Annotated in this window: 19 protein-coding genes and 4 tRNA genes; 5 read left to right on the forward strand and 18 right to left on the reverse strand. The window is 50.0% G+C overall.

Features of this window, described 5'->3' with window-relative positions; all coding sequences use genetic code 11:
- The first annotated feature begins 53 nt into the window (after positions 1-53).
- A complete protein-coding gene (treC, locus tag AC6R03_RS02110) occupies positions 54-1,748 on the forward strand; it encodes an alpha,alpha-phosphotrehalase (RefSeq protein ID WP_500653631.1) in 1,695 nt (564 codons plus the stop codon).
- Positions 1,749-1,945: 197 nt separating this feature from the next.
- On the opposite strand, the gene AC6R03_RS02115 is transcribed toward treC, so the two are convergent.
- The 4 genes from AC6R03_RS02115 to AC6R03_RS02130 form a co-directional block, all read right to left on the reverse strand.
- Positions 1,946-2,030: transfer RNA gene (locus tag AC6R03_RS02115), tRNA-Tyr, on the reverse strand.
- 66 nt (positions 2,031-2,096) lie between these two features.
- Positions 2,097-2,181 (reverse strand) — tRNA-Tyr (locus tag AC6R03_RS02120).
- 67 nt (positions 2,182-2,248) lie between these two features.
- Positions 2,249-2,333: transfer RNA gene (locus tag AC6R03_RS02125), tRNA-Tyr, on the reverse strand.
- Positions 2,334-2,400: 67 nt separating this feature from the next.
- Positions 2,401-2,485: transfer RNA gene (locus tag AC6R03_RS02130), tRNA-Tyr, on the reverse strand.
- Positions 2,486-2,752: 267 nt separating this feature from the next.
- On the opposite strand from AC6R03_RS02130, the gene AC6R03_RS02135 reads away from it, so the two are divergent.
- Together AC6R03_RS02135 and vexH are read left to right on the forward strand one after the other, a co-directional pair.
- The gene (locus AC6R03_RS02135) at positions 2,753-3,823 is read left to right on the forward strand and encodes an efflux RND transporter periplasmic adaptor subunit (RefSeq protein ID WP_500630696.1); all 1,071 of its coding nucleotides are present in this window, start codon (positions 2,753-2,755) and stop codon (positions 3,821-3,823) included.
- The gene (vexH, locus tag AC6R03_RS02140) at positions 3,823-6,933 is read left to right on the forward strand and encodes a vibriobactin export RND transporter permease subunit VexH (protein ID WP_500630695.1); all 3,111 of its coding nucleotides are present in this window, start codon (positions 3,823-3,825) and stop codon (positions 6,931-6,933) included. Before AC6R03_RS02135 ends, vexH begins: the two co-directional genes overlap by 1 nt.
- Before the next feature lie 45 nt (positions 6,934-6,978).
- Here vexH and AC6R03_RS02145 read toward each other — a convergent pair whose 3' ends face one another.
- Entirely contained in the window at positions 6,979-7,578 is a 600-nt protein-coding gene (locus AC6R03_RS02145) for a DUF6198 family protein (protein ID WP_487903187.1), read from the reverse strand.
- 438 nt (positions 7,579-8,016) lie between these two features.
- Here AC6R03_RS02145 and glyA point away from each other — a divergent pair, with 438 nt between their 5' ends.
- Complete coding sequence (gene glyA / locus AC6R03_RS02150; RefSeq protein WP_487903188.1) at positions 8,017-9,267, forward strand: serine hydroxymethyltransferase; 1,251 nt, start codon at positions 8,017-8,019, stop codon at positions 9,265-9,267.
- A gap of 103 nt (positions 9,268-9,370) precedes the next feature.
- Here the strand turns inward: glyA and AC6R03_RS02155 are convergent, their stop codons facing one another.
- The 13 genes from AC6R03_RS02155 to leuS form a co-directional block, all read right to left on the reverse strand.
- Positions 9,371-9,682 (reverse strand): hypothetical protein, encoded by a 312-nt coding sequence (locus AC6R03_RS02155; protein WP_487903210.1) that lies wholly within the window; start codon positions 9,680-9,682, stop codon positions 9,371-9,373.
- Positions 9,683-9,856: 174 nt separating this feature from the next.
- Entirely contained in the window at positions 9,857-10,822 is a 966-nt protein-coding gene (lipA, locus tag AC6R03_RS02160) for a lipoyl synthase (RefSeq protein ID WP_334555136.1), read from the reverse strand.
- A gap of 25 nt (positions 10,823-10,847) precedes the next feature.
- Positions 10,848-11,498, reverse strand: coding sequence for a lipoyl(octanoyl) transferase LipB (gene lipB, locus AC6R03_RS02165; RefSeq protein ID WP_334555137.1), 651 nt, complete (start codon positions 11,496-11,498; stop codon positions 10,848-10,850).
- A 178-nt stretch (positions 11,499-11,676) separates the two neighbouring features.
- Positions 11,677-11,955, reverse strand: coding sequence for a DUF493 family protein YbeD (gene ybeD, locus AC6R03_RS02170; protein ID WP_334555138.1), 279 nt, complete (start codon positions 11,953-11,955; stop codon positions 11,677-11,679).
- A 191-nt stretch (positions 11,956-12,146) separates the two neighbouring features.
- The gene (locus AC6R03_RS02175; RefSeq protein WP_500630694.1) at positions 12,147-13,325 is read right to left on the reverse strand and encodes a serine hydrolase; all 1,179 of its coding nucleotides are present in this window, start codon (positions 13,323-13,325) and stop codon (positions 12,147-12,149) included.
- 90 nt (positions 13,326-13,415) lie between these two features.
- The gene (locus AC6R03_RS02180; protein WP_500630693.1) at positions 13,416-14,192 is read right to left on the reverse strand and encodes a septal ring lytic transglycosylase RlpA family protein; all 777 of its coding nucleotides are present in this window, start codon (positions 14,190-14,192) and stop codon (positions 13,416-13,418) included.
- 2 nt (positions 14,193-14,194) lie between these two features.
- Complete coding sequence (rodA, locus tag AC6R03_RS02185) at positions 14,195-15,316, reverse strand: rod shape-determining protein RodA (protein WP_500630692.1); 1,122 nt, start codon at positions 15,314-15,316, stop codon at positions 14,195-14,197.
- Positions 15,316-17,202, reverse strand: coding sequence for a penicillin-binding protein 2 (gene mrdA / locus AC6R03_RS02190; RefSeq protein WP_500630691.1), 1,887 nt, complete (start codon positions 17,200-17,202; stop codon positions 15,316-15,318). Before mrdA ends, rodA begins: the two co-directional genes overlap by 1 nt.
- A gap of 7 nt (positions 17,203-17,209) precedes the next feature.
- Positions 17,210-17,680 carry a 23S rRNA (pseudouridine(1915)-N(3))-methyltransferase RlmH gene (gene rlmH / locus AC6R03_RS02195; protein ID WP_500630690.1) on the reverse strand — a complete coding sequence of 157 codons (471 nt, stop codon included), beginning with the start codon at positions 17,678-17,680 and terminating at the stop codon, positions 17,210-17,212.
- A gap of 3 nt (positions 17,681-17,683) precedes the next feature.
- Entirely contained in the window at positions 17,684-18,001 is a 318-nt protein-coding gene (gene rsfS / locus AC6R03_RS02200) for a ribosome silencing factor (protein WP_334555144.1), read from the reverse strand.
- 96 nt (positions 18,002-18,097) lie between these two features.
- Complete coding sequence (holA, locus tag AC6R03_RS02205) at positions 18,098-19,111, reverse strand: DNA polymerase III subunit delta (protein ID WP_500630689.1); 1,014 nt, start codon at positions 19,109-19,111, stop codon at positions 18,098-18,100.
- A gap of 20 nt (positions 19,112-19,131) precedes the next feature.
- A complete protein-coding gene (locus tag AC6R03_RS02210) occupies positions 19,132-19,752 on the reverse strand; it encodes an LPS-assembly lipoprotein LptE (protein ID WP_334555146.1) in 621 nt (206 codons plus the stop codon).
- A gap of 157 nt (positions 19,753-19,909) precedes the next feature.
- Positions 19,910-22,483, reverse strand: a complete 2,574-nt coding sequence (leuS, locus tag AC6R03_RS02215) for a leucine--tRNA ligase (RefSeq protein WP_500630688.1) — start codon at positions 22,481-22,483, stop codon at positions 19,910-19,912.
- Between the two features lie 129 nt (positions 22,484-22,612).
- Between leuS and AC6R03_RS02220 the strand changes: the two genes are divergently transcribed.
- Positions 22,613-23,083 (forward strand): zinc ribbon-containing protein, encoded by a 471-nt coding sequence (locus AC6R03_RS02220; RefSeq protein ID WP_487903195.1) that lies wholly within the window; start codon positions 22,613-22,615, stop codon positions 23,081-23,083.
- The last annotated feature ends 11 nt before the right edge of the window (positions 23,084-23,094 follow it).

Below are 23,094 nucleotides of genomic sequence, written 5' to 3' on the forward strand. Positions count from 1 at the left end.
GCCGCTCCTTATTCTCAGCGCCCCTTCTTTGTTACTGAAATTTTAGGCGTGATATGACACGAACAACTCAAGAGGCCAATTGGTGGAAAACTGCCACCATTTATCAAATCTATCCAAAAAGTTTTTGTGATAGCGGGGCGAAAGGCACCGGTGATCTCCAAGGGATCATCGCTAAGCTGGATTACCTCAAACACCTTGGGGTTGACGCCATCTGGTTAACACCGGTTTACCAATCACCTATGGTCGATAATGGTTACGATATTTCTGACTACTACGCGATCAATCCCGAATTTGGCACCATGGCGGACTTTGATGCGTTGCTCGCCAAGGCCCATCAGCGTGGGATTCGAATCATCATGGATATTGTTGTGAACCACACGTCAACAGAGCATGCGTGGTTTCAATCTGCCTTTGGCGATAAACACAGCCCGTACCGAGACTACTATATCTGGAAAGATCCGGTTGACGGACAAGCGCCTAATAACTGGCAATCCAAATTTGGCGGCAGCGCATGGGAGTTAGATGAGCCAACAGGGCAGTATTACCTGCACCTCTTTGCTAAAGAGCAGGCGGATCTCAACTGGGAAAATCCGCAAGTGCGCGCTGAAGTGAAAGAGATCATCAGTTTTTGGGCCAAAAAAGGGGTCGATGGTTTCCGTTTGGATGTGATTAATTTGATTTCCAAGCAGCAAGACTTCCCCAATGATGAGTGTGGCGATGGCCGCCGTTTTTACACCGATGGCCCAAAAGTGCACATTTATCTACAAGAGATCAGCGACGCCGTCTTTAAGCAATATGGCAGTGTGACAGTGGGGGAGATGTCGTCCACCACACTGGAACATTGTCAGCAGTACTCGTCACTCGATGGCCGTGAGTTGTCGATGGTGTTTAATTTCCATCATCTCAAAGTGGACTACCCCAATGGTGAGAAGTGGAGTCATGCACCGTTTGATTTTCTCGCTCTAAAGCAAATATTCAACCACTGGCAAACCGGGCTGAATGGCCAAGGGTGGGGCGCGCTCTTTTGGTGTAATCATGATCAGCCGCGTATCGTGAGCCGCTTAGGCGACGATCGCCGCTATCGAGTCGAGTCGGCAAAGATGTTGGCGGCCTCCATCCATATGATGCAGGGCACCCCTTACATATACCAAGGGGAAGAGATTGGCATGACCAATCCCAACTATGACTCGATCTCTCAGTACCGAGATGTGGAGAGCATCAACATGTACGACATCATGGTCAACCAACAAGGACTGAGCGAGCAAGCCATGTTAGCCATCTTGGCGCAAAAATCGCGTGACAACTCTCGCACGCCAATGCAATGGAATGGTGAGCGTAATGCAGGATTTTCCAAGGGCCAACCTTGGCTCGATATCGCCAGCAACTACCAAGAAATTAACGCCGAGCAAGCTGTCGCCGACAAAAACTCTGTGTTCTACTTCTATCAACGCTTGATTCAACTGCGTAAAGCGATCGCGGTGATCACCGACGGGGATTACCTTGACCTCTATCCTACCCACACTTCCGTGTTTGGTTATCAACGCCGTAATGGCAATCAAACGCTGATTTGTCTGAACAACTACTATGGTGAAGAAACGCAGTGCGAGTTACCCGATGCATTCGAGCTCGACAAGGCGCGTTATCTTCTTGGCAATTATGCCGATCATTCAGCCGATTGCTCACAGCCCGTCACTCGTCATCAGGTATTAAGGCCATACGAAACGCGGATTATTCTCAGCGAAGTGTAGAGCGAGAGATAACCCAAACCGAGCGTTACCCCCGCTTTTTGCCCTGCTTGTCAGGGCATTTTTCTATCGGCTAAATGCGAAGTGAAAAAAAGAAGCGGTGTTTGGAAAGGAACGCGACAGTATAGGAACGAAGAAGTATAGGAGCGCAGAAGTATAGATGCAAAAAAGCCAGCTCAATGAGCTGGCTTTCGTCAATATGGTGGAGGGGGACGGATTCGAACCATCGAAGGCAGTGCCGGCAGATTTACAGTCTGCTCCCTTTGGCCACTCGGGAACCCCTCCAGGTATTTTTATCCTTAACTGATGATTTCCCAACTCATCAATCAAGCGTGCTCGTTAGAGCGAATATGGTGGAGGGGGACGGATTCGAACCATCGAAGGCAGTGCCGGCAGATTTACAGTCTGCTCCCTTTGGCCACTCGGGAACCCCTCCAGGGTGTTTTTATCCTTAACCGATGATTTCCCAACTCATCAATCAAGTGTGCTCGTTAGAGCGAATATGGTGGAGGGGGACGGATTCGAACCATCGAAGGCAGTGCCGGCAGATTTACAGTCTGCTCCCTTTGGCCACTCGGGAACCCCTCCAGGGGTTTTTTATCCTTAACCGATGATTTCCCAACTCATCAATCAAGCGTGCTCGTTAGAGCAAATATGGTGGAGGGGGACGGATTCGAACCATCGAAGGCAGTGCCGGCAGATTTACAGTCTGCTCCCTTTGGCCACTCGGGAACCCCTCCAGGAATTTTTATACTTAACGGATGATTTCCCAACCCATCAATCAAGTGCGGAGCGAATCATAGCAAACTCGCCCAAGCTGTAAAGCCTTTTCTTAGCATTTTGAACTGAATGGTGCCTTTTTGGGCAAAGACGGAATTTATTCACCATAAAGGACACAAAAGTCGCGCTTCTCTTACTGTTTATTTCTCACTCTTTACATTACTTGACGTTGTATCTACGTATAAAGCGCTAGAATAAGTTGGGTTTAATTGGACTGAACTATCATCATGAAAAAGAAAATTTTTGTAAGTCTGTTGTCATTATCGATGTTGGCCAACACATCCGTCGCGTTCGCGCGTGGTCCGAGTATCAGTGTGATCACTGAGCCTGTGGATATTCATCAAGTATCGCAATCTCTTTCTCTGGTCGGCAAACTGAAAGCGGATCAATCGGTCACTATCGCCTCAGAAGTGGCTGGCAAAGTGGACACCATTGCGGTGCTGGCGAATCAAGAAGTTCAGCAAGGGCAACTGCTTGTTAAGCTTGATGACGATAAAGCACGCGCAGCGGTGGTGGAAGCGCAGGCTTACCTCAAAGATGAGCAGCGTAAACTCAAAGAATTTGAGCGTTTGGTGTCACGTAACGCCATTACGCAAACCGAAATCGACGCGCAAAAAGCGAGCGTCGATATTGCCAAAGCGCGCCTCGACGCTGCCAATGCCAATCTGAATGACCTCCATATTAGTGCTCCTTTTTCCGGTACGGTTGGCTTTATTGATTTCAGTCGCGGCAAATTGGTCAGCGTTGGCTCAGAGCTGCTGACGCTCGACGACCTCACCGTGATGCAGTTAGACCTTCAAGTGCCAGAGCGCTATTTATCGCAGATTTCACGTGGTATGAAGGTCAAAGCGACCAACGCGGCATGGCAAGGTCGCGTGTTTGAAGGCGAGGTGATCGGTATCGATTCGCGCATCAATGCGGAAACCTTGAACCTGCGTGTACGTATTCACTTTGATAACCCAGACAACCTGCTCAAACCCGGCATGCTGGTTTCCGCAGAGATGGACTTTCCGCCGATTGAAGCGCCCATTATTCCAGTACAAGCGCTTGAATATTCCGGTACGAAGCGTTTTGTCTACGTCATCGATGAGCAGGGTAAGGCCACCCGAACCGAAGTTTTACTCGGCGCGCGCATTGGCAACCAAGTGGTGATTGAACAAGGACTCGACATCGGTGAGAAGATCGTGGTGCAGGGCATTGTTAACATGCGTGATGGCGTGACCGTGAGTGAGCTTGGGCCGGATGGTAAGCCGCTCAAAAGCCAGGTTGAGCGTGCAGCACAAGAAGGGGCGAACTGATGCTGTTATCCGATGTATCGGTTAAAAGACCGGTTGCCGCCATCGTACTGAGCTTGCTGCTGTGTGTGTTTGGCATTGTGTCGTTTAGCAAACTGGCGGTGCGTGAAATGCCTGACATCGAAAACCCTGTGGTGTCGATCAGCACTCGCTACAGTGGCGCGTCCGCCACCATCATTGAAAGCCAGATTACCTCAGTGTTGGAAGATCAGCTCTCGGGTATTAGCGGTATTGATGAGATCTCCTCGACCACGCGCAACGGGATGTCGCGCATTACTATTACGTTTGAGTTGGGGTATGACCTCAACACCGGGGTGAGTGATGTGCGTGATGCGGTGGCGCGCGCCCAGCGCTCTTTGCCGGACGAAGCCGACGATCCTGTGGTTTTTAAGAACAATGGTTCCGGTGAGGCGTCACTTTACATAAACCTAAGCTCGTCTGAGATGGATCGCACCCAGTTGACGGACTACGTTGAGCGGGTATTGCTCGACCGTTTCAGCTTGATCACAGGGGTGAGCTCGGTCGATATTTCCGGCGGCTTGTACAAAGTGATGTACGTTAAGCTCAAGCCAGAGCTTATGGCCGGACGCGGCGTAACGACGTCGGACATTACCTCGGCGCTGCGCAGTGAAAACATTGAAAGCCCCGGCGGCGAGGTACGTAACGATCAGATCGTCATGTCAGTGCGTACCGCGCGCAGCTACAATCAGGCCGAAGATTTTGAATACCTGGTGGTCAAACGCGCCAGCGACAATACGCCCATCTATCTAAAAGATGTCGCCGATGTCTTTATTGGTGCCGAGAATGAAAACTCGACTTTTAAAAGCGACGGTGTGGTTAACGTCAGCATGGGCATTGTGCCGCAGTCGGATGCGAACCCCTTAGATGTGGCGACTTTGGTCCACAAAGAGGTCGACAATATTCAGCAGTTTCTACCAGCAGGCACCCGTTTGGCGATTGACTACGATTCAACGGTCTTTATTGAACGTTCTATCTCCGAGGTTTACAACACGCTATTTATCACGGGTGGTTTGGTGATTTTAGTGTTGTACATCTTTATTGGCCAAGCGAGAGCGACCTTGATCCCGGCCGTCACTGTGCCCGTTTCACTGATTTCTTCGTTTATCGCTGCGTACTATTTTGGTTTTTCCATCAACTTGATCACGCTGATGGCGCTGATTTTGTCAATTGGCCTGGTGGTGGATGATGCCATAGTAGTGGTGGAAAACATCTTCCACCATATCGAGCAAGGTGAGAAGCCACTGCTTGCGGCGTATAAAGGCACGCGTGAGGTCGGCTTTGCGGTCATTGCCACCACCTTGGTATTGGTGATGGTGTTTTTGCCGATCTCCTTTATGGATGGCATGGTAGGGCTTCTGTTTACCGAGTTCTCCGTGTTGCTGGCGATGTCAGTGATCTTCTCGTCACTGGTGGCATTAACGCTGACTCCGGTGCTTGGCAGCCATCTCTTGAAAGCCAACGTCAAACCGAATCGTTTCAATCTGTTTGTTGATCGCATGTTTGCCCGCCTCGAATCGGCGTACCGTGCTCTGCTGCGTGGCGCATTGAAGTGGAAATGGGCCGCACCTCTGGTGATCATGGCTTGTATTGGCGGCAGTTGGGGCTTGATGCAACAAGTGCCCGCACAGCTCACCCCCTCAGAAGACCGCGGGGTCATTTTTGCTTTTGCGCGTGGCGCGGATGCGACCAGTTACAACCGCATGGCGGCGAACATGGACATCATCGAAAAGCGTTTGCTGCCTCTTCTTGGACAAGGCTTCTTGAAGTCGTTCAGTATTCAATCGCCTGCGTTTGGCGGCAATGCCGGTGACCAAACCGGTTTTGTTATCATGATTCTGGAAGATTGGAATGACCGTGACATCACCGCACAAGAGGCGCTGGGTGAGGTGCGTAAAGCCCTATCAGGAATCGCCGATGTGCGCGTATTCCCGTTTATGCCAGGTTTTAGAGGCGGCTCGAGCGAGCCGGTGCAATTTGTTCTAGGTGGCTCGGATTACTCTGAGCTAAAAACGTGGGCGGAAAAACTGGAAGCGATCGCTGAAGCGTCCCCGTATATGGAAGGGGCAGACATTAACTACTCTGAGCGTACACCAGAGTTGGTCGTCTCGGTTGACCGTCAACGCGCAGCAGAGCTTGGGATCAGCGTTCAGGATATCTCAGACACTCTTGAGATTATGCTGGGCGGCAAAAGCGAAACCACCTTTGTGGAACGCGGCGAAGAGTACGACGTCTATTTACGCGGTGATGAAAACAGCTTCAACAATGCCGCGGATTTGAGCCAAATCTACATGCGTACCTCGGGCGGTGAGCTAGTGACGCTCGATGCCTTGACTAAGATTGAAGAGGTGGCGTCATCCACACGCCTGTCTCACTACAACAAGCAAAAAGCAATCACCATCACTGCCAACCTCTCGGACGGCTACACCTTAGGTGAGGCGCTGGACTTTCTTGATCAGCAAGCGGTAGATCTGCTGCCTGGGGATATTTCGGTCAGCTACTCGGGTGAGTCAAAAGACTACAAAGAGAATCAGTCGAGCATATTGATGGTGTTCGGTTTGGCTTTGCTGGTGGCGTATCTGGTGTTGGCGGCGCAGTTTGAAAGCTTCATCAACCCGTTGGTTGTGATGTTTACCGTACCGATGGGCGTGTTTGGTGGCTTCCTTGGTCTGGTGATTATGGGCGAGGGGATGAACATCTACAGCCAGATTGGCATGATCATGTTGATAGGTATGGTGACCAAAAACGGCATTTTGATCGTCGAGTTCGCGAACCAGCTTCGAGACCGCGGGTTTGAATTTGAGCAAGCGATTGTTGATGCGTCGGCGCGTCGACTTCGCCCGATTATGATGACGGCGTTCACCACGCTAGCGGGCGCTATCCCATTGATACTCTCGACAGGCGCTGGCTATGAAAGTCGCGTTGCGGTCGGTACGGTGATCTTCTTTGGTATGGCGTTTGCCACCTTAGTGACCTTGTTTGTCATTCCGGCCATGTACCGATTGATCTCGGCCAACACGCGATCACCGGGCCATGTTGAAGCGGAGCTCAACAAAGAGCTCAGCCAAGACGTCACGGTGCGTAAAGCGCATTAATGATTCAGCCCGCACGTTCGCGGGCTGTTTTTTTAGCGGTATTTTTTAACGGTATTGAACGGTGTAGCGCGTCGGTTTGTGGTTCATGGCGAGCACGAGGTTGAGTAAAAAAGCGCCCAGAATCGACAAGCCAATAATGTAAGGCGTCACAAAGAAGAACGAAGCGACTAAAATCAGCACATCAATCGCCAACTGAGTTTTACCCACTGAGATGGCGAAACGATCTTGAATCCATAAACAGAGCACGTTGAAACCGCCAAGGCTTGAGCGGTGACGAAATAGGATCAGCATCCCGAGCCCCATCAGCAAGCCACCCGCCAGCGCACAGTAAATCTCATTAATGGTCTCCAGTTTTATCACTAAATAGAGGTGGTCAGCGAAAATGGAGACCAGAGCACCTGAAATGGCACTATTGACCGCAAACCGAGCGCCAAACCGCTGCCAAGCGAGCGCGTAAAATGGCAGGTTCATGGCAAAGTAGAGTGTACCGAATGACCAAGTGCTGAATTGGCTGACCAACAGAGCGAGACCTGTTGTACCGCCAGTGAGTAGCTGAGCGGATTGGAGAAAGAATACCCCTTGAGCGACAAGAAATGTCCCGGTGAGAATCGCGATCCAATCTTCTTTACGTGAGTGTTTTTCCATCAATTTGAAACTTTCATCGGAAATAATGGCGCGCATACTAGTGAAAAAATTAGGTTTTCGGTAGCTTGAGAAGGAAATTTAAGGTAAACCTATGTAATCACTGTTTTACGGGGTGTAAAGGAGAAAATTGACACTCATTGATCGACGTTAACTGGGTTGAGCATCGGTGGCTGAGATCTCTGTGTATTGTGCAAGCAGAGCAGGATTCAGACAAAGTGATTGATTGACGTTATGTCGCGTATGAGAATCTTCGTAAAACATTATGAAAAAACTGCATGAGAAAAAGTGTATTTTTCTCTTTATGACCCAGATCAAATTATGTAGAATGCGCGTCATTAACCCGATGCAAACGTTTGCGTCAGCGTAAAAACGTTATTCTCAGGGTCGTAAGTCGGTTTTTTTGCCAATTTAAGTCTTAATCTGAGTCAGGAGATACAGATGCTAAAGCGTGATATGAACATCGCAGATTACGATGCGGAACTGTTCGCAGCTATCCAAGAAGAAACTCTTCGCCAGGAAGAGCACATTGAACTGATTGCTTCAGAAAACTACACCAGCCCGCGTGTAATGGAAGCTCAGGGCTCTCAGCTCACCAACAAATATGCAGAAGGCTACCCAGGCAAGCGTTACTACGGTGGTTGTGAGTACGTCGATAAAGCAGAAGCGCTAGCGATTGATCGTGCTTGTCAGCTATTTGGTTGTGAGTACGCGAACGTACAGCCTCACTCAGGTTCACAAGCCAACAGTGCTGTTTACATGGCGCTACTTAACCCAGGCGATACGGTCTTGGGCATGAGCTTGGCACACGGTGGTCACCTAACGCACGGTTCTCCTGTTAACTTCTCTGGTAAGCACTACAACGTCATTCCTTACGGCATTGATGAAGCGGGCCAAATCAACTACGACGAAATGGAAGCGCTAGCACTTGAGCACAAGCCTAAGATGATCATTGGCGGTTTCTCTGCGTACTCTCAAATCGTTGATTGGAAACGCATGCGTGACATCGCAGACAAAGTGGACGCGTACCTATTTGTCGACATGGCGCACGTAGCGGGTCTGATTGCCGCGGGCGAATACCCAACGCCAGTGCCTCACGCGCACGTTGTGACGACCACGACACACAAAACCCTAGCGGGTCCACGCGGTGGCCTTATCCTTTCTAACGCTGGCGAGGAGATGTACAAGAAGCTGAATTCAGCGGTCTTCCCTGGTGGTCAAGGTGGTCCTCTAATGCACGTTATCGCGGGTAAAGCGGTGGCGTTTAAAGAAGCGATGGAGCCTGAATTTAAAGCGTACCAAGGTCGCGTGGTGAAAAATGCCAAAGCGATGGTGGCTCAGTTCCAAGAGCGCGGTTACAAAATCGTGTCTAACGGTACAGAGAACCACCTGTTCTTGGTCGACTTGATTGACAAAGACATCACAGGTAAAGATGCGGATGCGGCACTAGGCGCAGCCAACATCACCGTCAACAAAAACTCAGTTCCGAATGACCCTCGCAGCCCGTTTGTGACCTCGGGTATTCGTGTGGGTACACCAGCGATCACTCGCCGCGGTTTCAGTGAAGAAGATGCGAAAGCGCTCGCGAACTGGATGTGTGACGTGCTGGATAACATCGGTAACGAAGAAGTGATTGAAGCGACGAAAGCGAAGGTGCTAGAGATCTGTAAGCGTCTACCTGTTTACGCGTAATCTCACCGTTCGATATCGAGCCTGTTTTGCAGAGCGACGGCTCAGCGAAACAAAGAAAACGCCCTTTATGTGAATACATAAAGGGCGTTTTTGCGTTTAAGGGTTATTTAGAGATGCTGAGCAGGGTGCCAGATTTACACTTGAAGGAGTAATACTTGCTGCTTTCGCTGAACTTGCCTAGCCCTTCACCGTCGCAGTAATCAATGTTGATGTCGCGCATGGTTTCCAGCGTGTTCTCGCTGTCTAACGCAAATTTAGACCCGTCGGAACAAATAATACGTACACGGCCGTCATCGCTGACTGAATAGAGATCGACTTCGGTATTGCACAGCTCAAAGGAGGCTTCACGAAAGTTGTCTTGTTTGGTATTGGAGGCGCAGCCAGAGGTGATTGTGACAACGGCAATCGCGGCCATGCTAAGTGCAGTCAGTTTCATCGTATTCCCTTTGATTCATAATCTTTTCATTAGCTTAGAGAATCTCTCTAAGGCATTCAAGCTTTGGGGTGATTATTTGAGGCAATAAGTTGGACTAATAAAAAGGCTGACCTATCGGCCAGCCTAGATAAATTCGATGGTTTTTACGCTTTGTTAGCTGACTTCAATGCCTTGCGCTTGAAGGTCGGCATGGTAGGAAGAGCGAACAAAAGGACCACACGCTGCGTGAGTAAAGCCAAGCTCTAGAGCGATCTCTTTCAACTCATCAAACTCTGATGGTGGGACGTAACGTTCCACTGGTAAGTGGTGGCGGCTTGGTGCAAGGTACTGACCTAGCGTGAGCATGGTCACGCCGTGCGCACGTAAATCTTTAAGTACTTCGACGATCTCTTCTTTGGTTTCACCCAGTCCCATCATCAAACCTGACTTAGTCGGGACATCTGGATGCTGCTCTTTAAACTTGCGTAGCAGCTCAAGTGACCACTTGTAATTCGCACCCGGGCGCGCTTTACGGTACAAACGTGGCGCGGTTTCAAGGTTATGGTTGAAAACATCGGGTGGATTGTCTTTGAGTAGATCCAGCGCGACATCCATGCGGCCACGGAAATCCGGCACTAAGGTTTCAATGCGAATGTGCGGATTGAGTGCGCGAATCTCGCGGTTACAATCGGCAAAGTGTTGAGCACCACCATCACGCAGATCATCGCGATCCACCGAGGTGATCACCACGTATTTGAGTTTCATGTCGGCGATGGTTTTCGCCAATTTTTTCGGTTCTTCGGCTTCTGGCGCAAGAGGGCGGCCATGGGCCACATCGCAGAATGGACAGCGGCGAGTACAAATCGCGCCAAGAATCATAAAGGTGGCGGTGCCGTGGTTAAAACACTCGGCCAGGTTTGGACACGAGGCTTCTTCACAAACGGAGTGCAGGTTGTTTTTGCGCATCGCTGACTTGATGTCTTGAATTCGTTGACTGTCTGAAGGCAGCTTGATCTTCATCCACTCAGGCTTACGCAGGACTTCCTTCTGCTCAGTCGGCATGTTCTTGACAGGGATCAGGGCCATTTTGTCAGCGTCGCGATACTTAACGCCTTTTTCCATTTGAATCGGTTTACTCATGCTTCTCTTTACTTCTCTTTACTTTTTATGGCGTTACTCGTGTGGTGCTAAATTCAACTTGATCATAACCAAGTAAAGTAACGAGCTCTTTTATCAGCGACTCTTCAACGTCAGGGAGAGAGGCCGCTGTGTTTAGCTGACGAACCTGCACCATTTCCATTCCGGCATAGCCACAGGGGTTAATGCGCAGGAAAGGCGACAAATCCATATCGACATTGAGCGCTAGGCCATGAAACGAGCAGCCTTTGCGGATTCGCAGTCCCAACGAACAGATTTTACGTCCGTCGACATACACGCCAGGTGCATCAGGGCGCGCGTTGGATTCAATGTTGTACGCTTTGAGCGTTTGGATAACGAGGTTTTCGATATGTGTGACCAAATCACGCACGCCGAGTTTTTTGCGCCGTAGGTTAATCAGAAAATACGCCACTAACTGACCAGGGCCATGGTAGGTCACTTGTCCGCCACGATCGCTTTGCACCACAGGAATATCACCGGTACTGAGCAAGTGCTCTGCTTTTCCCGCTTGTCCTTGAGTAAACACAGGATTGTGTTCAACCAGCCACACTTCATCTTGGGTGTCGTCATTTCGGCTGTCAGTGAAGTCATGCATTGCGCGCCAAATCGGCTCGTAATCTTGTCTTCCTAGTCGTCTGACCACCAACTGGTTGTGCATAGCTGTGCCCGTTATCCATTAATAAAGTTGAAAGATTATAAACTGCTTCTGCTAAAGGCACTACAACCTAGCCACACATTTTTAACCTATCAGTTTGGTTAGAATAATTATCTATTTGATATCTAAAAAGAAAGCAGCTTACGCTGCTTTCAAAAAAATTTTAATAAATCAAAAATAATTACAGAACCATACGAACAATGTCGATCTCACCCAGTTCTTTGTACAGGGTTTCGACCTGTTCAATTGAGGTGGCGGTGATGTTGACGGAAACCGAGTGGTAGTTGCCTTTGGCGCTCGGTTTCACACTTGGGCTGTAGTCACCAGGAGCATGACGCTGGATGACTTCCAGTACTTTCTCTGGTAGCTCAGGTTTAGCGTGGCCCATGACTTTGTAGGTAAATGAGCAAGGGAACTCGAGTAAATCCTTTAGCTTTGCATCCGAATTAATAGTCAGCATATTGTTACTCCAAACTGGACTGTCGATTTTTGCAGCGGTGCATAGTACTGCGAAAATCATCAAACCTCAACCGAGCCTAATTAACGGCCACGTTAGGCGGTTGGCGTACCGACCGCGCGCACATTAGACTGCAGTGATAAAAATAGAAAAGCCGCCCTTGGCGGCTTTAAGCATGACAGCAGGGTTAGCCTTTATAGGAAGCTTTTAAACAGCATCACTATGTAGTCCCACAGGCGGCTGAACAAACTGCCTTGCTCGACACTTTCCAGTGCCAGCAGTGGGTATTCAGCCACATCTTCGCCTTCAAGTTGATAGTATAGCTTACCAACGACGTCACCCTTGTTAATGGGGGCTTCAAGCTCTTTTTCAAGGACAAAGCTGGCTTTCAGCTCTTTCGCTTGACCACGAGGTAGAGTCACAAAGGTGTCTTGATCGAGACCGAGCTTCACGGTGTCTTTGTCGCCCATCCAAATCTTCTCTTCGACAAAGGTTTCCCCAGCCTGGTGCGGCGCGACGGTTTCAAAGAAGCGGAAACCGTAGCTCAATAGCTTTTTGCTCTCCGATTTGCGCGCATTGGCACTTTGTGTGCCCATCACGACAGCGACAAGTCGCATTTTTCCTTCGGTCGCAGAGCTCACGAGGCTGTAGCCTGCGTTGCTGGTATGGCCGGTTTTAATGCCGTCCACGCTCATACTTTTATCCCACAGCAAGCCGTTTCGGTTGTACTGAGTAATGCCGTTGTAGGTGTAGCTCTTCTCTGAGTAGATGCGGTACTCTTCCGGAACATCACGGATTAGGGCTTGGCCCAATAGCGCCATGTCATACGGTGTGGAGTAGAGATTTGGGTTATCGAGGCCGTGAACGTTGGCGAAATGCGTGTTGTCCATGCCCAGTGAGTTTGCCCAAGCGTTCATTAAGTCTACAAATGCATCCTCAGAACCTGCAATGTGCTCGGCCATTGCGACACAGGCGTCGTTGCCCGATTGAATAATGATGCCACGGTTCAGATCTTCCACTTTAACTGTGGTGCCGACTTCGATGAACATCTTTGATGACTCAGGGAAGTTCTTCGCCCAGGCGTTTTCGCTGATGGTGACGTCATCATTGAGGTTGATGTTGCCACGTTCAAGTTCTTGACCAATCACATAGCTGGTCATCATCTTGGTCAGGCTTGCCGGTGAAAGCTTGGTATTCATCTCTTTCTCAGCAAGGATTTTGCCTGAATGGTAATCCATCAACACGTAGCCCTTAGCGGCAATTTGCGGCGCGTCAGGAACAACAATCGGCGAGGCAATCGCTGAATTCGCGAGGGTTGCACAAAGTGCAACGGAAGAGACAAAAACAGATTGAGTTAGCGTTGTTTTTTTCATATCAAAGTCAGAATTATTTTTCACTGTCCATATGTTAACAGAAACAATCACTCAAACCAGTGCAAGGACGACCACACACTGGGTTGAGGACTACTGGTTGCGAATAAAGGCGCTGGAGTAACCCAGCTCTTTCACTTGTTCTAATGTTTGCTCTGTGAGCAAGTAGTCTTTAAAAGGACCTAAAAAGACACGGTGAATTTTATCGCCCGAGCTGACGTGGCTTTTCACCGACAGTTTTTGACTCAGATCTTGCGCTAAAGTTCGCACGCGATCTTCATGTTGTGAAGAGGCGACCTGGACAACATAACTGGGCTGACTTTTTTTCTTCAGCTCTGAGTCCGGCTTTTCTGAGGTGATCACTTCGATCTCCACATTGGCCACACCCGTTTTCACCACGTCTAGTTTGACCGCCGCCGCGTAACTGAGGTCGATAATTCGTCCCTGATGGAACGGCCCACGGTCATTGACGCGGACGATGGTGGTTTTGCCATTGTCTAAATTGGTCACTTTGACGTAGCTCGGCAGAGGCAAGGTTTTATGGGCCGCCGTCATTGAGTACATATCGTACACCTCACCATTGGAGGTGAGATGACCATGAAACTTTTTGCCGTACCAAGAGGCTTGTCCCTTTTGCTTAAAGCCTTCGGGCTCTTTGATGATCGAATAACTTTGGCCGCGCAGGGTATAACTTTTATTGCCGCCTAAGCTGTAGGGCTCATATTGCGGGTGTGCATCCTCAATATGGTCGACAGAAATTGGTTTCGATGGCGCGACGTCATCCTCGATGCTGTAGCGTTTGGAGGATGAACAGCCTGCAAGCACCAGGAGCGATGCCAACATGACGAAAATAGGGTGCGTAATGGCCATGATTAGGTTGCCTTTGAAAATGCTTTTCTATGGGTATGGATCGACATCAATATGCCAAAACCCGCCATGAGCGTCACCATCGAGGTGCCACCATAGCTGATTAACGGTAACGGCACGCCAACCACGGGCAAAATGCCACTCACCATACCAATATTGACAAATACATAGACGAAGAAGCTTAAAACGATACTGCCTGCCATCATACGACCAAAGGCGGTTTGGGCTTTACTCGCTAAAAACAGACCTCGACCAATAATAAACAGATAGAGACTGAGCAGTACTAAGATGCCGATCAATCCCCACTCTTCGGCGATCACCGCAAAAATAAAGTCAGTGTGGCGCTCGGGTAAGAACTCTAGCTGAGATTGAGTACCTTGTAACCACCCTTTACCGTTAATTCCGCCTGAGCCGATGGCTATTTTACTTTGGATGATGTGATAGCCCGCGCCAAGTGGATCGGATTCTGGATTGAATAGGGTGCGCACGCGAACTTTCTGATACTCGCGCATGAGGAAAAACCACAAGATCGGTAAAAAACCACCAACGGCGCACAGCGCGGCGAAAATAATGCGCCAACTGATCCCGGCAAGGAAAATGACGAAAATTCCCGATGCTGCGATGAGAATCGAGGTGCCAAGGTCGGGCTGTTTAGCGATCAAAATAGTTGGGACGAACACCATCACCAGTGATGCAACCAAGGTTTGAAAACTCGGTGGCAGGGCGCGTTTACCGATATAGCGGGCCACCATCAGCGGCACCGCCAATTTCAGTAACTCTGAGGGCTGAAAACGCACAAAGCCCAAGTTGAGCCAGCGCTGCGCGCCTTTAGAGGCCTCACCAAAAAACAGTACGCCAAACAACAAGATAACGCCGCCGATAAACATGACAGGCGCTAAGGCTTCATAGGTTCTGGGCGGCACTTGAGCGAGCAGCAACATCACACCCAGTGACAGCGCCATGCGCATCGCTTGGCGGTCCATCATCGCCAGGTTTTGACCGCTGGCACTGTACATTACCACTAAGCCAAAACCCATTAAGACGAGTAGACCAAGTAGCAAAGGCAGATCGAGGTGAAAGCGCTCAAAGAGCGCCCGGTTTTGACCGGTGGCTGGATTGAAATCCATTACTGTGCCGCCTCCTGTTTTTTCTCAACGAGAACATGATCAAACACGCTACGGACCACTGGTCCCCCTTGTGATGAGCCGCCGCCGGCATTCTCTAGCACTATGGTGACAATCACTTCAGGATCCTCCAGTGGCGCAAAGCCAGTGAACAAGGCGTGATCTCGTAGGTGCTCGGCCAGCTCTTCTGCGTTGTACTCTTGATCTTCTGCAAGCCCAAACACCTGCGCGGTACCGGATTTACCCCCACTGACGTATTCTGTGTTGGTAAAGGCACGTCGCGCGGTGCCTTTCTTACCGTGGTTCGCTAAACGCATTCCTTCAATCGACATCTCCCAAAATTTGTCCTTCACGCCAGTGATGGGTGGGTAGGTGTCGATGTCGGCCAGTTGACGTTTGGCAAACTCTTCACCGTTGTCAATGGTGGCGCGCAATAGGTGCGGGGCGATGACTTTTCCGCGGTTAACTAGCACAGACGTTGCCTTGGCAATTTGCATGGGCGTTGCAGTCCAGTAGCCCTGACCGATACCAACAGGAATCGTATCTCCTTGATACCAAGGCACGCGATGCCGTGCCATTTTCCACTCTCGGGTTGGCATGTTCGCTTTGCTCTCTTCGTGAATATCGATACCGGTGTAGTCGCCAAAGCCGAACATCATCATCCATTGAGAGATTCGATCAATGCCCATGTCGTAAGCGATTTGGTAGAAGAAGGTATCGACGGACTCTTCAAGTGACTGCACAATATTCACGCGGCCATGGCCCCAACGCAACCAGTCACGAAAGGGTCGTGTCTTAGAATTAGGGATTTTCCAGTAGCCTGGATCGTTGCGGGTGGTGTAGGGGGTGACGACACCCTCTTGCAGCGCCGCGACAGCCAAAAATGGTTTGATGGTTGACGCTGGCGGGTAGATGCCTAGCGTCGCGCGGTTGACCAACGGACGATCCTTATCGGTCAATAGCGCGTTGTAGTCTTTACCTGAAATACCATGCACAAAGGCATTAGGATCGTAACTTGGGCTCGAGACCATGGCGAGCACGCCATTATCGTGTGGATCAAGCACCACGGCACTGCCGCGTCGGTCGGCGAGTAACTCATGGATGTAGAGCTGCAAGTCGATATCAAGGTTGAGCACGATGTCTTTGCCGGGCTCAGGTGGCACGTATTTCAAAGTACGAATTACGCGCCCACGACTGTTGACTTCCACCTCTTGGTAGCCCGCAATACCATGCAGTACGTCCTCATAGTAGCGTTCGATGCCGAGTTTACCGATGTCACGGGTGGCTTGGTAATTGGCGTCTTTCTCTTCACGTATCAAACGCTGCATATCGCGATCGTTGATTCGAGAGACGTAGCCAATCACGTGAGTGAGCACTTCTCCATAAGGGTAGTGACGCTTGAGCGCCGCGTTCACGGCGACACCAGGAAACTTGTGCTGATGCACGGAAAACTTAGCCACTTGTTCTTGAGTGAGCTGAGTAAGAATCGGCACCGATTTGAAGCGGCGAGTTTGACGACGCTCGCGCTCAAAGCGTTCAATCTGATCGTCTGTGATGGTGACGATGCTTTGTAATCGACTCAGGGTATCTTCCATATCGTCGATTTGCTCTGGGGTGATCTCGAGGCTAAATACTGGGCGGTTTTCTGCCAGCAGCTTGCCGTTTCTGTCATAGATCAAACCACGATTGGGGGCGATCGGCACCACTTTGATGCGGTTGTCGTTAGATCGAGTTTTGTAATCTTGGTATTGATTGATCTGGATGTTGTAGAGGTTACCAACCAGTAGCCCCATCATGACGACAATGCCTAAGAAAGCGACAATAGCACGGCCTTTGAATAGCCGCGCTTCTTCCTGATAATCCCTAATTTGGCTACGCTTTCGCAACATCTATTGGTTATTCTCGATGATATGGGTGGTTGGCGGTAATGCTCCACGCTCGGTACAGGCTTTCTGCCATCACAATGCGTACCAGAGGGTGAGGTAAAGTTAACGCGGACAGTGACCAGCTTTGATCCGCGGCGGCTTTGCACGCAGGGGCTAAGCCTTCTGGGCCACCCATCAAAATCGATACGTCACGACCATCGAGCTTCCAACTCTCCAGTTGTTCTGCAAGTTGGGGGGTGTCCCATTTTTTACCAGGAATATCGAGAGTAACAATTCGGCTGCCTTTTGGCACGGCGGCGAGCATGGCTTCGCCCTCTTTTTGCAAAATCCTTGCAATGTCGGCGTTTTTACCTCGTTTTCCTGCTGGAATTTCCACCAACTCTAAAGGCATATCGTGAGGGAAACGGCGGCGGTACTCTTGAAATCCCTCTTCTACCCATTTGGGCATTTTGGTGCCGACTGCAATGAGTTGAAGTTTCATCGATCAGCTCCAGAGTTTTTCCAGTTGGTAAAGCTCGCGCTGCTCTTCTTGCATGACGTGAACAATGGTTGAACCCATATCCAGCACCACCCATTCACCCAGGTCTTGACCATCAATACCGAGTGGCACTAGGCCGGCCAGTTTGGACTCTTTTGCAACGTGATCAGCGATGGACGAGACATGACGCTTCGACGTGCCTGTGCAGACAATCATAAAATCGGTAATGCTTGATTTTCCTTGTACGTCGAGCACAGTGATGTTTTGCGCTTTCATGTCGTCGGCTTTGTCGACAAGAAACTCGTTAAGCTGTTCTAGTTGCAAGTGTTGTTCCTCTCTTGTTTGGATGAGCGTATGGCTAGCGGCGATGACAGGGCTCTGCACGGCCTATTCTGTTGGGGCCGAAGTATACCACGCATTTCAAATGTGCACTTGTGGCAAGCAAATTTCCAGACTCAGTTGATGTATTTGTGGCCAAGGGCTCTGCTCATATTGCGTTTTGGCAGTCAGTTCAATCTGGGCCAGCAGTTGCAGGAGGCGCATAAGGCGCGCAGTATCCAACCTTTGCAAAGCGCTAGAATAGAGCGGACGTTTGGAGGACCAAACTTTGTAGCGTTCCAGCACTTGCGCCAATGGCAGGGTTTGCATCAGAGATTTCATCGCCAGTAGTTGCTCAAGCTCTTTTTGAACCGTGCGGACAAGAATCACAGCCTCGACGTCTTCCGCTTCAAGCTGGCGCAAAATACGATCGGCGCGATTGGCTTTGCCTGCCAGCAGGGCATCAATCCAATGAAATGCAGTGAAGTGATTGTGACGGCTCAACGACTCTTCAAGTCGTACTAAGGTCAGCTTGCCATCGGGGTAGAGCAGAGCAAGTTTCTCTAGGCTTTGCGTCAGAGCGAAGAGGTTTCCCTCGTGCCACTGAGCAAGCATCTTGGTCGCTTCGGCATCCGGCTGTAAGCCTAGGGCGCGGCAGCGAGTTTGGACAAATTGGGGCAATCTGGCCAAATCAGGCGTGACGCAGCTGACCCAGCACCCCTGTTGGTTGAGCGTCTTAAACCACTTGGCGTTCTCTTGGGCTTTGGTCAGTTTGGTGCCGATGATGATCAACAACAGATCGCTGTGAAGAAGCTCAGCAATGGCCAGCAGTTCTTTGGCCATAGCGGCATTGACACCAGACTCTGGAAGTTCCAGCTCGATCACTTGCCGGGCGCTGAATAGGCTCATCGCTTGGCACGCATCATAGACGGGCGCCCAGTCAAAACGGCTGTCGACCGTATAGCGGTGACGCTCTTCAAAACCCGCTTCACGAGCTTTGGCGTGTATGGCTTGGCGAGACTCTTGAATCAGTAGCGGCTCGCTGCCGAATATCAAAAACAGCGGTTCAAGTTGGTGGTTTAGGTGCTGAGCTAACCTATCTGCAAAAATTCTCATGCGCGATAACGAACTCGGGATTACTCAGTGACCGGAGCGGGCGCATCATCGCTGTAAAAAGTCTTGACGCGATATTGCTCTTCTTGCGCTTTGAGTTGCACTTGTTCTTCGTTCTCTAGCTCGATTTCGTTGGCTTCGATATCGGCTTTAAGGCGCGCCATTTGGCGAATGATTTGGGTGGCTGCGAGCTTGCGCATCTCATCTTCGATCATGTCGCGCTCAACCGATTTCGCTAGCGCTGATAGTGGGTTATCTAGGTAGCTACGGGTGACGCTCGTAGAGAAGGTTTTGGTGCCAAGATCGGGCACGGTAACGCGATAGGAGGCACGGAAGGTGAGCTCTTTTTCCGCCGCGCGCGTGTTTTGGTAAAGCGAGAGGGTGCGCTCGCCAACGCCTTCACTGATCAGGTGCAAATTGGCGATGTTTTCCGCCGGTGGCACGATCTCGATTTCACTCATGCGTAGCTGCGCTTTCATCATGCGGGTAAAGGTGCTGTATTTGTCGTAACTGGTCAATGACATCTTATCGAGCTCCTCTGGGACCGAGTAATCACCACGTAAGTGGAAACCACAACCAGCAAGAAGCGAGGCAACCAACAGTGCGCTGGTTAGCTTAACGGATGAGATTGAAAATAGACGCATGAGTGAACGGCTCTTTGGTTGAGAATACTAATAGTATGAACGAAAGTGTTATAGACCACAGTGGTTGGATAACTTCGGTGAGCGCTCTGTCAAAAATAAAACGCTCATCGAAGTTAAGCAGGGCACTAGGCCCTGCTTAAGACTCGAACTAATGGGATTAGTTCGCCACGATGTTGAGAAGTTTGCCCGGGACGTAAATCACTTTACGAATCGTCAAGCCTTCTGTGAACTTGGTGACGTTCTCATCACCTAAACCGAGTGCTTCCACTTCTTCTTTGCTGGCATTGGCCGCCACAGTGAGTTTGGCACGTAGTTTACCGTTGACCTGAACGACGATCAGTTTCTCGTCTTCAACCAGTGCTTTCTCGTCATGTTGTGGCCAAGCCGCGTTGTCGATGTCTGTGATGTTGAGCGCATTGCCCATTTCAAAACAGATGTGCGGAGTGATAGGGTAAAGCATCACGACCACGGCTTTCAGTGCTTCATCTAAAATCGCACGATCTTGCGCTGAATCTTGTGGCGCTTTTGATAGCTTGTTCATCAGCTCCATGATCGCCGCAATAGCGGTATTGAAAGTTTGACGACGTGCAACATCATCGGTCACTTTAGCAATGGTTTTGTGGACATCACGACGCAATGCTTTTTGGTCACCCGACAAGGAAGACGCATCCACTGCTTCAGCTGCGCCTTTTGATGTGTGCTCATTGACCAGTTTCCACACGCGTTTCAGGAAGCGGTTCGCGCCTTCTACACCAGACTCTTGCCATTCCAATGTCATATCGGCTGGCGAGGCAAACATCATAAATAGACGTACAGTGTCAGCGCCGTACTTGTCGACCATCTCTTGTGGGTCAATGCCGTTATTTTTCGATTTAGACATCTTAATCATGCCTGAGTGCGTCACATCACGACCCGCGTTGTCTTTGGCCGAAATAATGCGACCTTTACCGTCACGTTCGACAGCCACATCGGTAGGCGCTACCCACTCTTTACCACCTTTTTCGTTCTCAAAGTAGAAGGCGTCTGCCAGTACCATGCCTTGACATAGCAGTTGCTTGAACGGCTCGTCAGAGGTGACGTAACCAGCATCACGCAGGAGTTTGTGGAAGAAGCGAGAGTAGAGAAGGTGCATACACGCGTGCTCGATACCACCAACGTATTGATCAACTGGTAGCCAGTAGTTGGCTTTTTCAGGATCAAGGATGTCGTCCGCTTGTGGTGAACAGTAACGCGCGTAGTACCAAGATGATTCCATAAAGGTATCGAAGGTGTCTGTCTCACGCAGCGCAGGTTCGCCATTGAATGTGGTCTTCGCCCACTCTTTGTCGGCTTTGATTGGGCTTGTTACGCCGTCCATGACCACGTCTTCTGGAAGAATGACTGGCAGTTGGTCAGCTGGTACTGGGTGAACTTCACCATCTTCCGTGGTGACCATTGGGATTGGTGCGCCCCAGTAACGCTGACGAGATACACCCCAGTCACGCAGACGGAAGTTAACAGTTTTAGTCCCTTTGCCTTCAGCTTCTAGTTTCGCTGCGATTGCGTCGAATGCCGCTTGGAATTCTAGACCGTCGAATTCACCAGAATCGAACAGTACGCCTTTTTCTGTGTAGGCCGCTTCAGAGATGTCGAGCTCACTGCGATCAACGGGTTTGATAACCGGTACGATATCGAGACCGTATTTGGTCGCAAACTCGTAGTCACGTTGGTCGTGCGCCGGTACCGCCATAACTGCACCTGTACCGTAATCCATCAGGACGAAGTTCGCCACAAAGATTGGCACTTCACGACCGTTCAATGGATGAATAGCAGTAAGGCCCGTCGCCATACCTTTCTTCTCCATGGTCGCCAGTTCCGCTTCCGCGACTTTGTTGTTCTTACACTCATCGATAAACGCAGCAAGCTCTGGGTTGGTTTGAGCCGCCAGAGCAGCAAGAGGGTGGCCTGCCGCGATGCCCACGTACGTCACACCCATGAGTGTGTCAGGGCGTGTTGTGTAGACTTCTAGGTCTTGTTGACCCTTGACTTTAAATTTGAGTTCAACACCTTCAGAGCGACCGATCCAGTTGCGCTGCATGGTTTTCACCATTTCAGGCCAGCCGTCTAGATTGTCGAGATCGTCTAGTAGCTCTTGAGCGTATTCAGTGATCTTGATGAACCACTGTGGAATTTCTTTTTGCTCTACAGGCGTGTCACAACGCCAGCAGCAGCCATCTTCAACCTGCTCGTTGGCAAGAACGGTTTGGTCGTTTGGACACCAGTTAACAGAAGAGGTCTTCTTGTAAACGAGGCCTTTTTGATAAAGCTTAGTGAAGAACTCTTGTTCCCAACGGTAGTACTCTGGCGTACATGTCGCGAACTCACGGTTCCAGTCATAACCGAAGCCAAGAAGCTTAAGCTGGTTCTTCATGTATTCGATGTTTTCGTAAGTCCAAGGCGCTGGTGCCGTGTTGTTTTTCACCGCCGCGTTTTCAGCCGGAAGACCAAATGCATCCCAACCGATAGGCTGCATGACGTTTTTGCCTTGCAGACGTTGGAAACGAGAGACCACATCACCGATGGTGTAGTTACGCACGTGACCCATGTGTAGACGACCACTTGGGTAAGGGAACATAGACAGACAGTAGAATTTTTCTTTATTTGGGTCTTCACTTACAACAAAGGTCTTGTTGTCATCCCAGTGCTTTTGAACTTTCTGTTCAATATCTTGCGGGTTGTATTGCTCTTGCATCGATGATATCCGGTTATCTTGGAAATTGTGAGTTCAGTTCGAACAGACATAAATAGATCGTCATAGAATACCTAAAGGAGAGGTGCACAACAATAGCGGAAATTCTGGATTATTCCTAAGGAGGTCACCATGGCAAAACAGAAAGCCGGTTATGAGGAGATGTTTGAGGATGTTCTCGAAGCCCTCAAACATAGCCCGGAAGAAGTCAACCATGTGTTAGAGACATCAGGTAAGGTGGTCGAGGCGGCGAACGATTTAACTAAAGACGAATTGGCGCTGGTTTCCGCCTATGTCAAATCAGACTTGAAGGAGTTTGCCGACAACTATGACCGCTCGAAAAGCAGCCCTTTCTATCTGATGATTGCAGACTCGATTTGGCAAGGCTTGCTTGAGATAACCGATCGAACCAAAGTGGAGTGGGTGGAGCTATTTACAGACTTGGAGCACCAAGGACTTTATCAGGCCGGTGAGGTGATAGGGCTTGGGGTGTTGGTCTGTGACGATTGTGGCCACAAAACCGAATACAACCACCCCACTACTATCATTGCTTGTACTAAATGCGGTTGCAAAGGCTTTACGCGGCAAGCGCTACAACCTTAACCGCGTGGTTG

The organism is Vibrio sp. R10-SG-ISO4, from assembly GCF_059834135.1.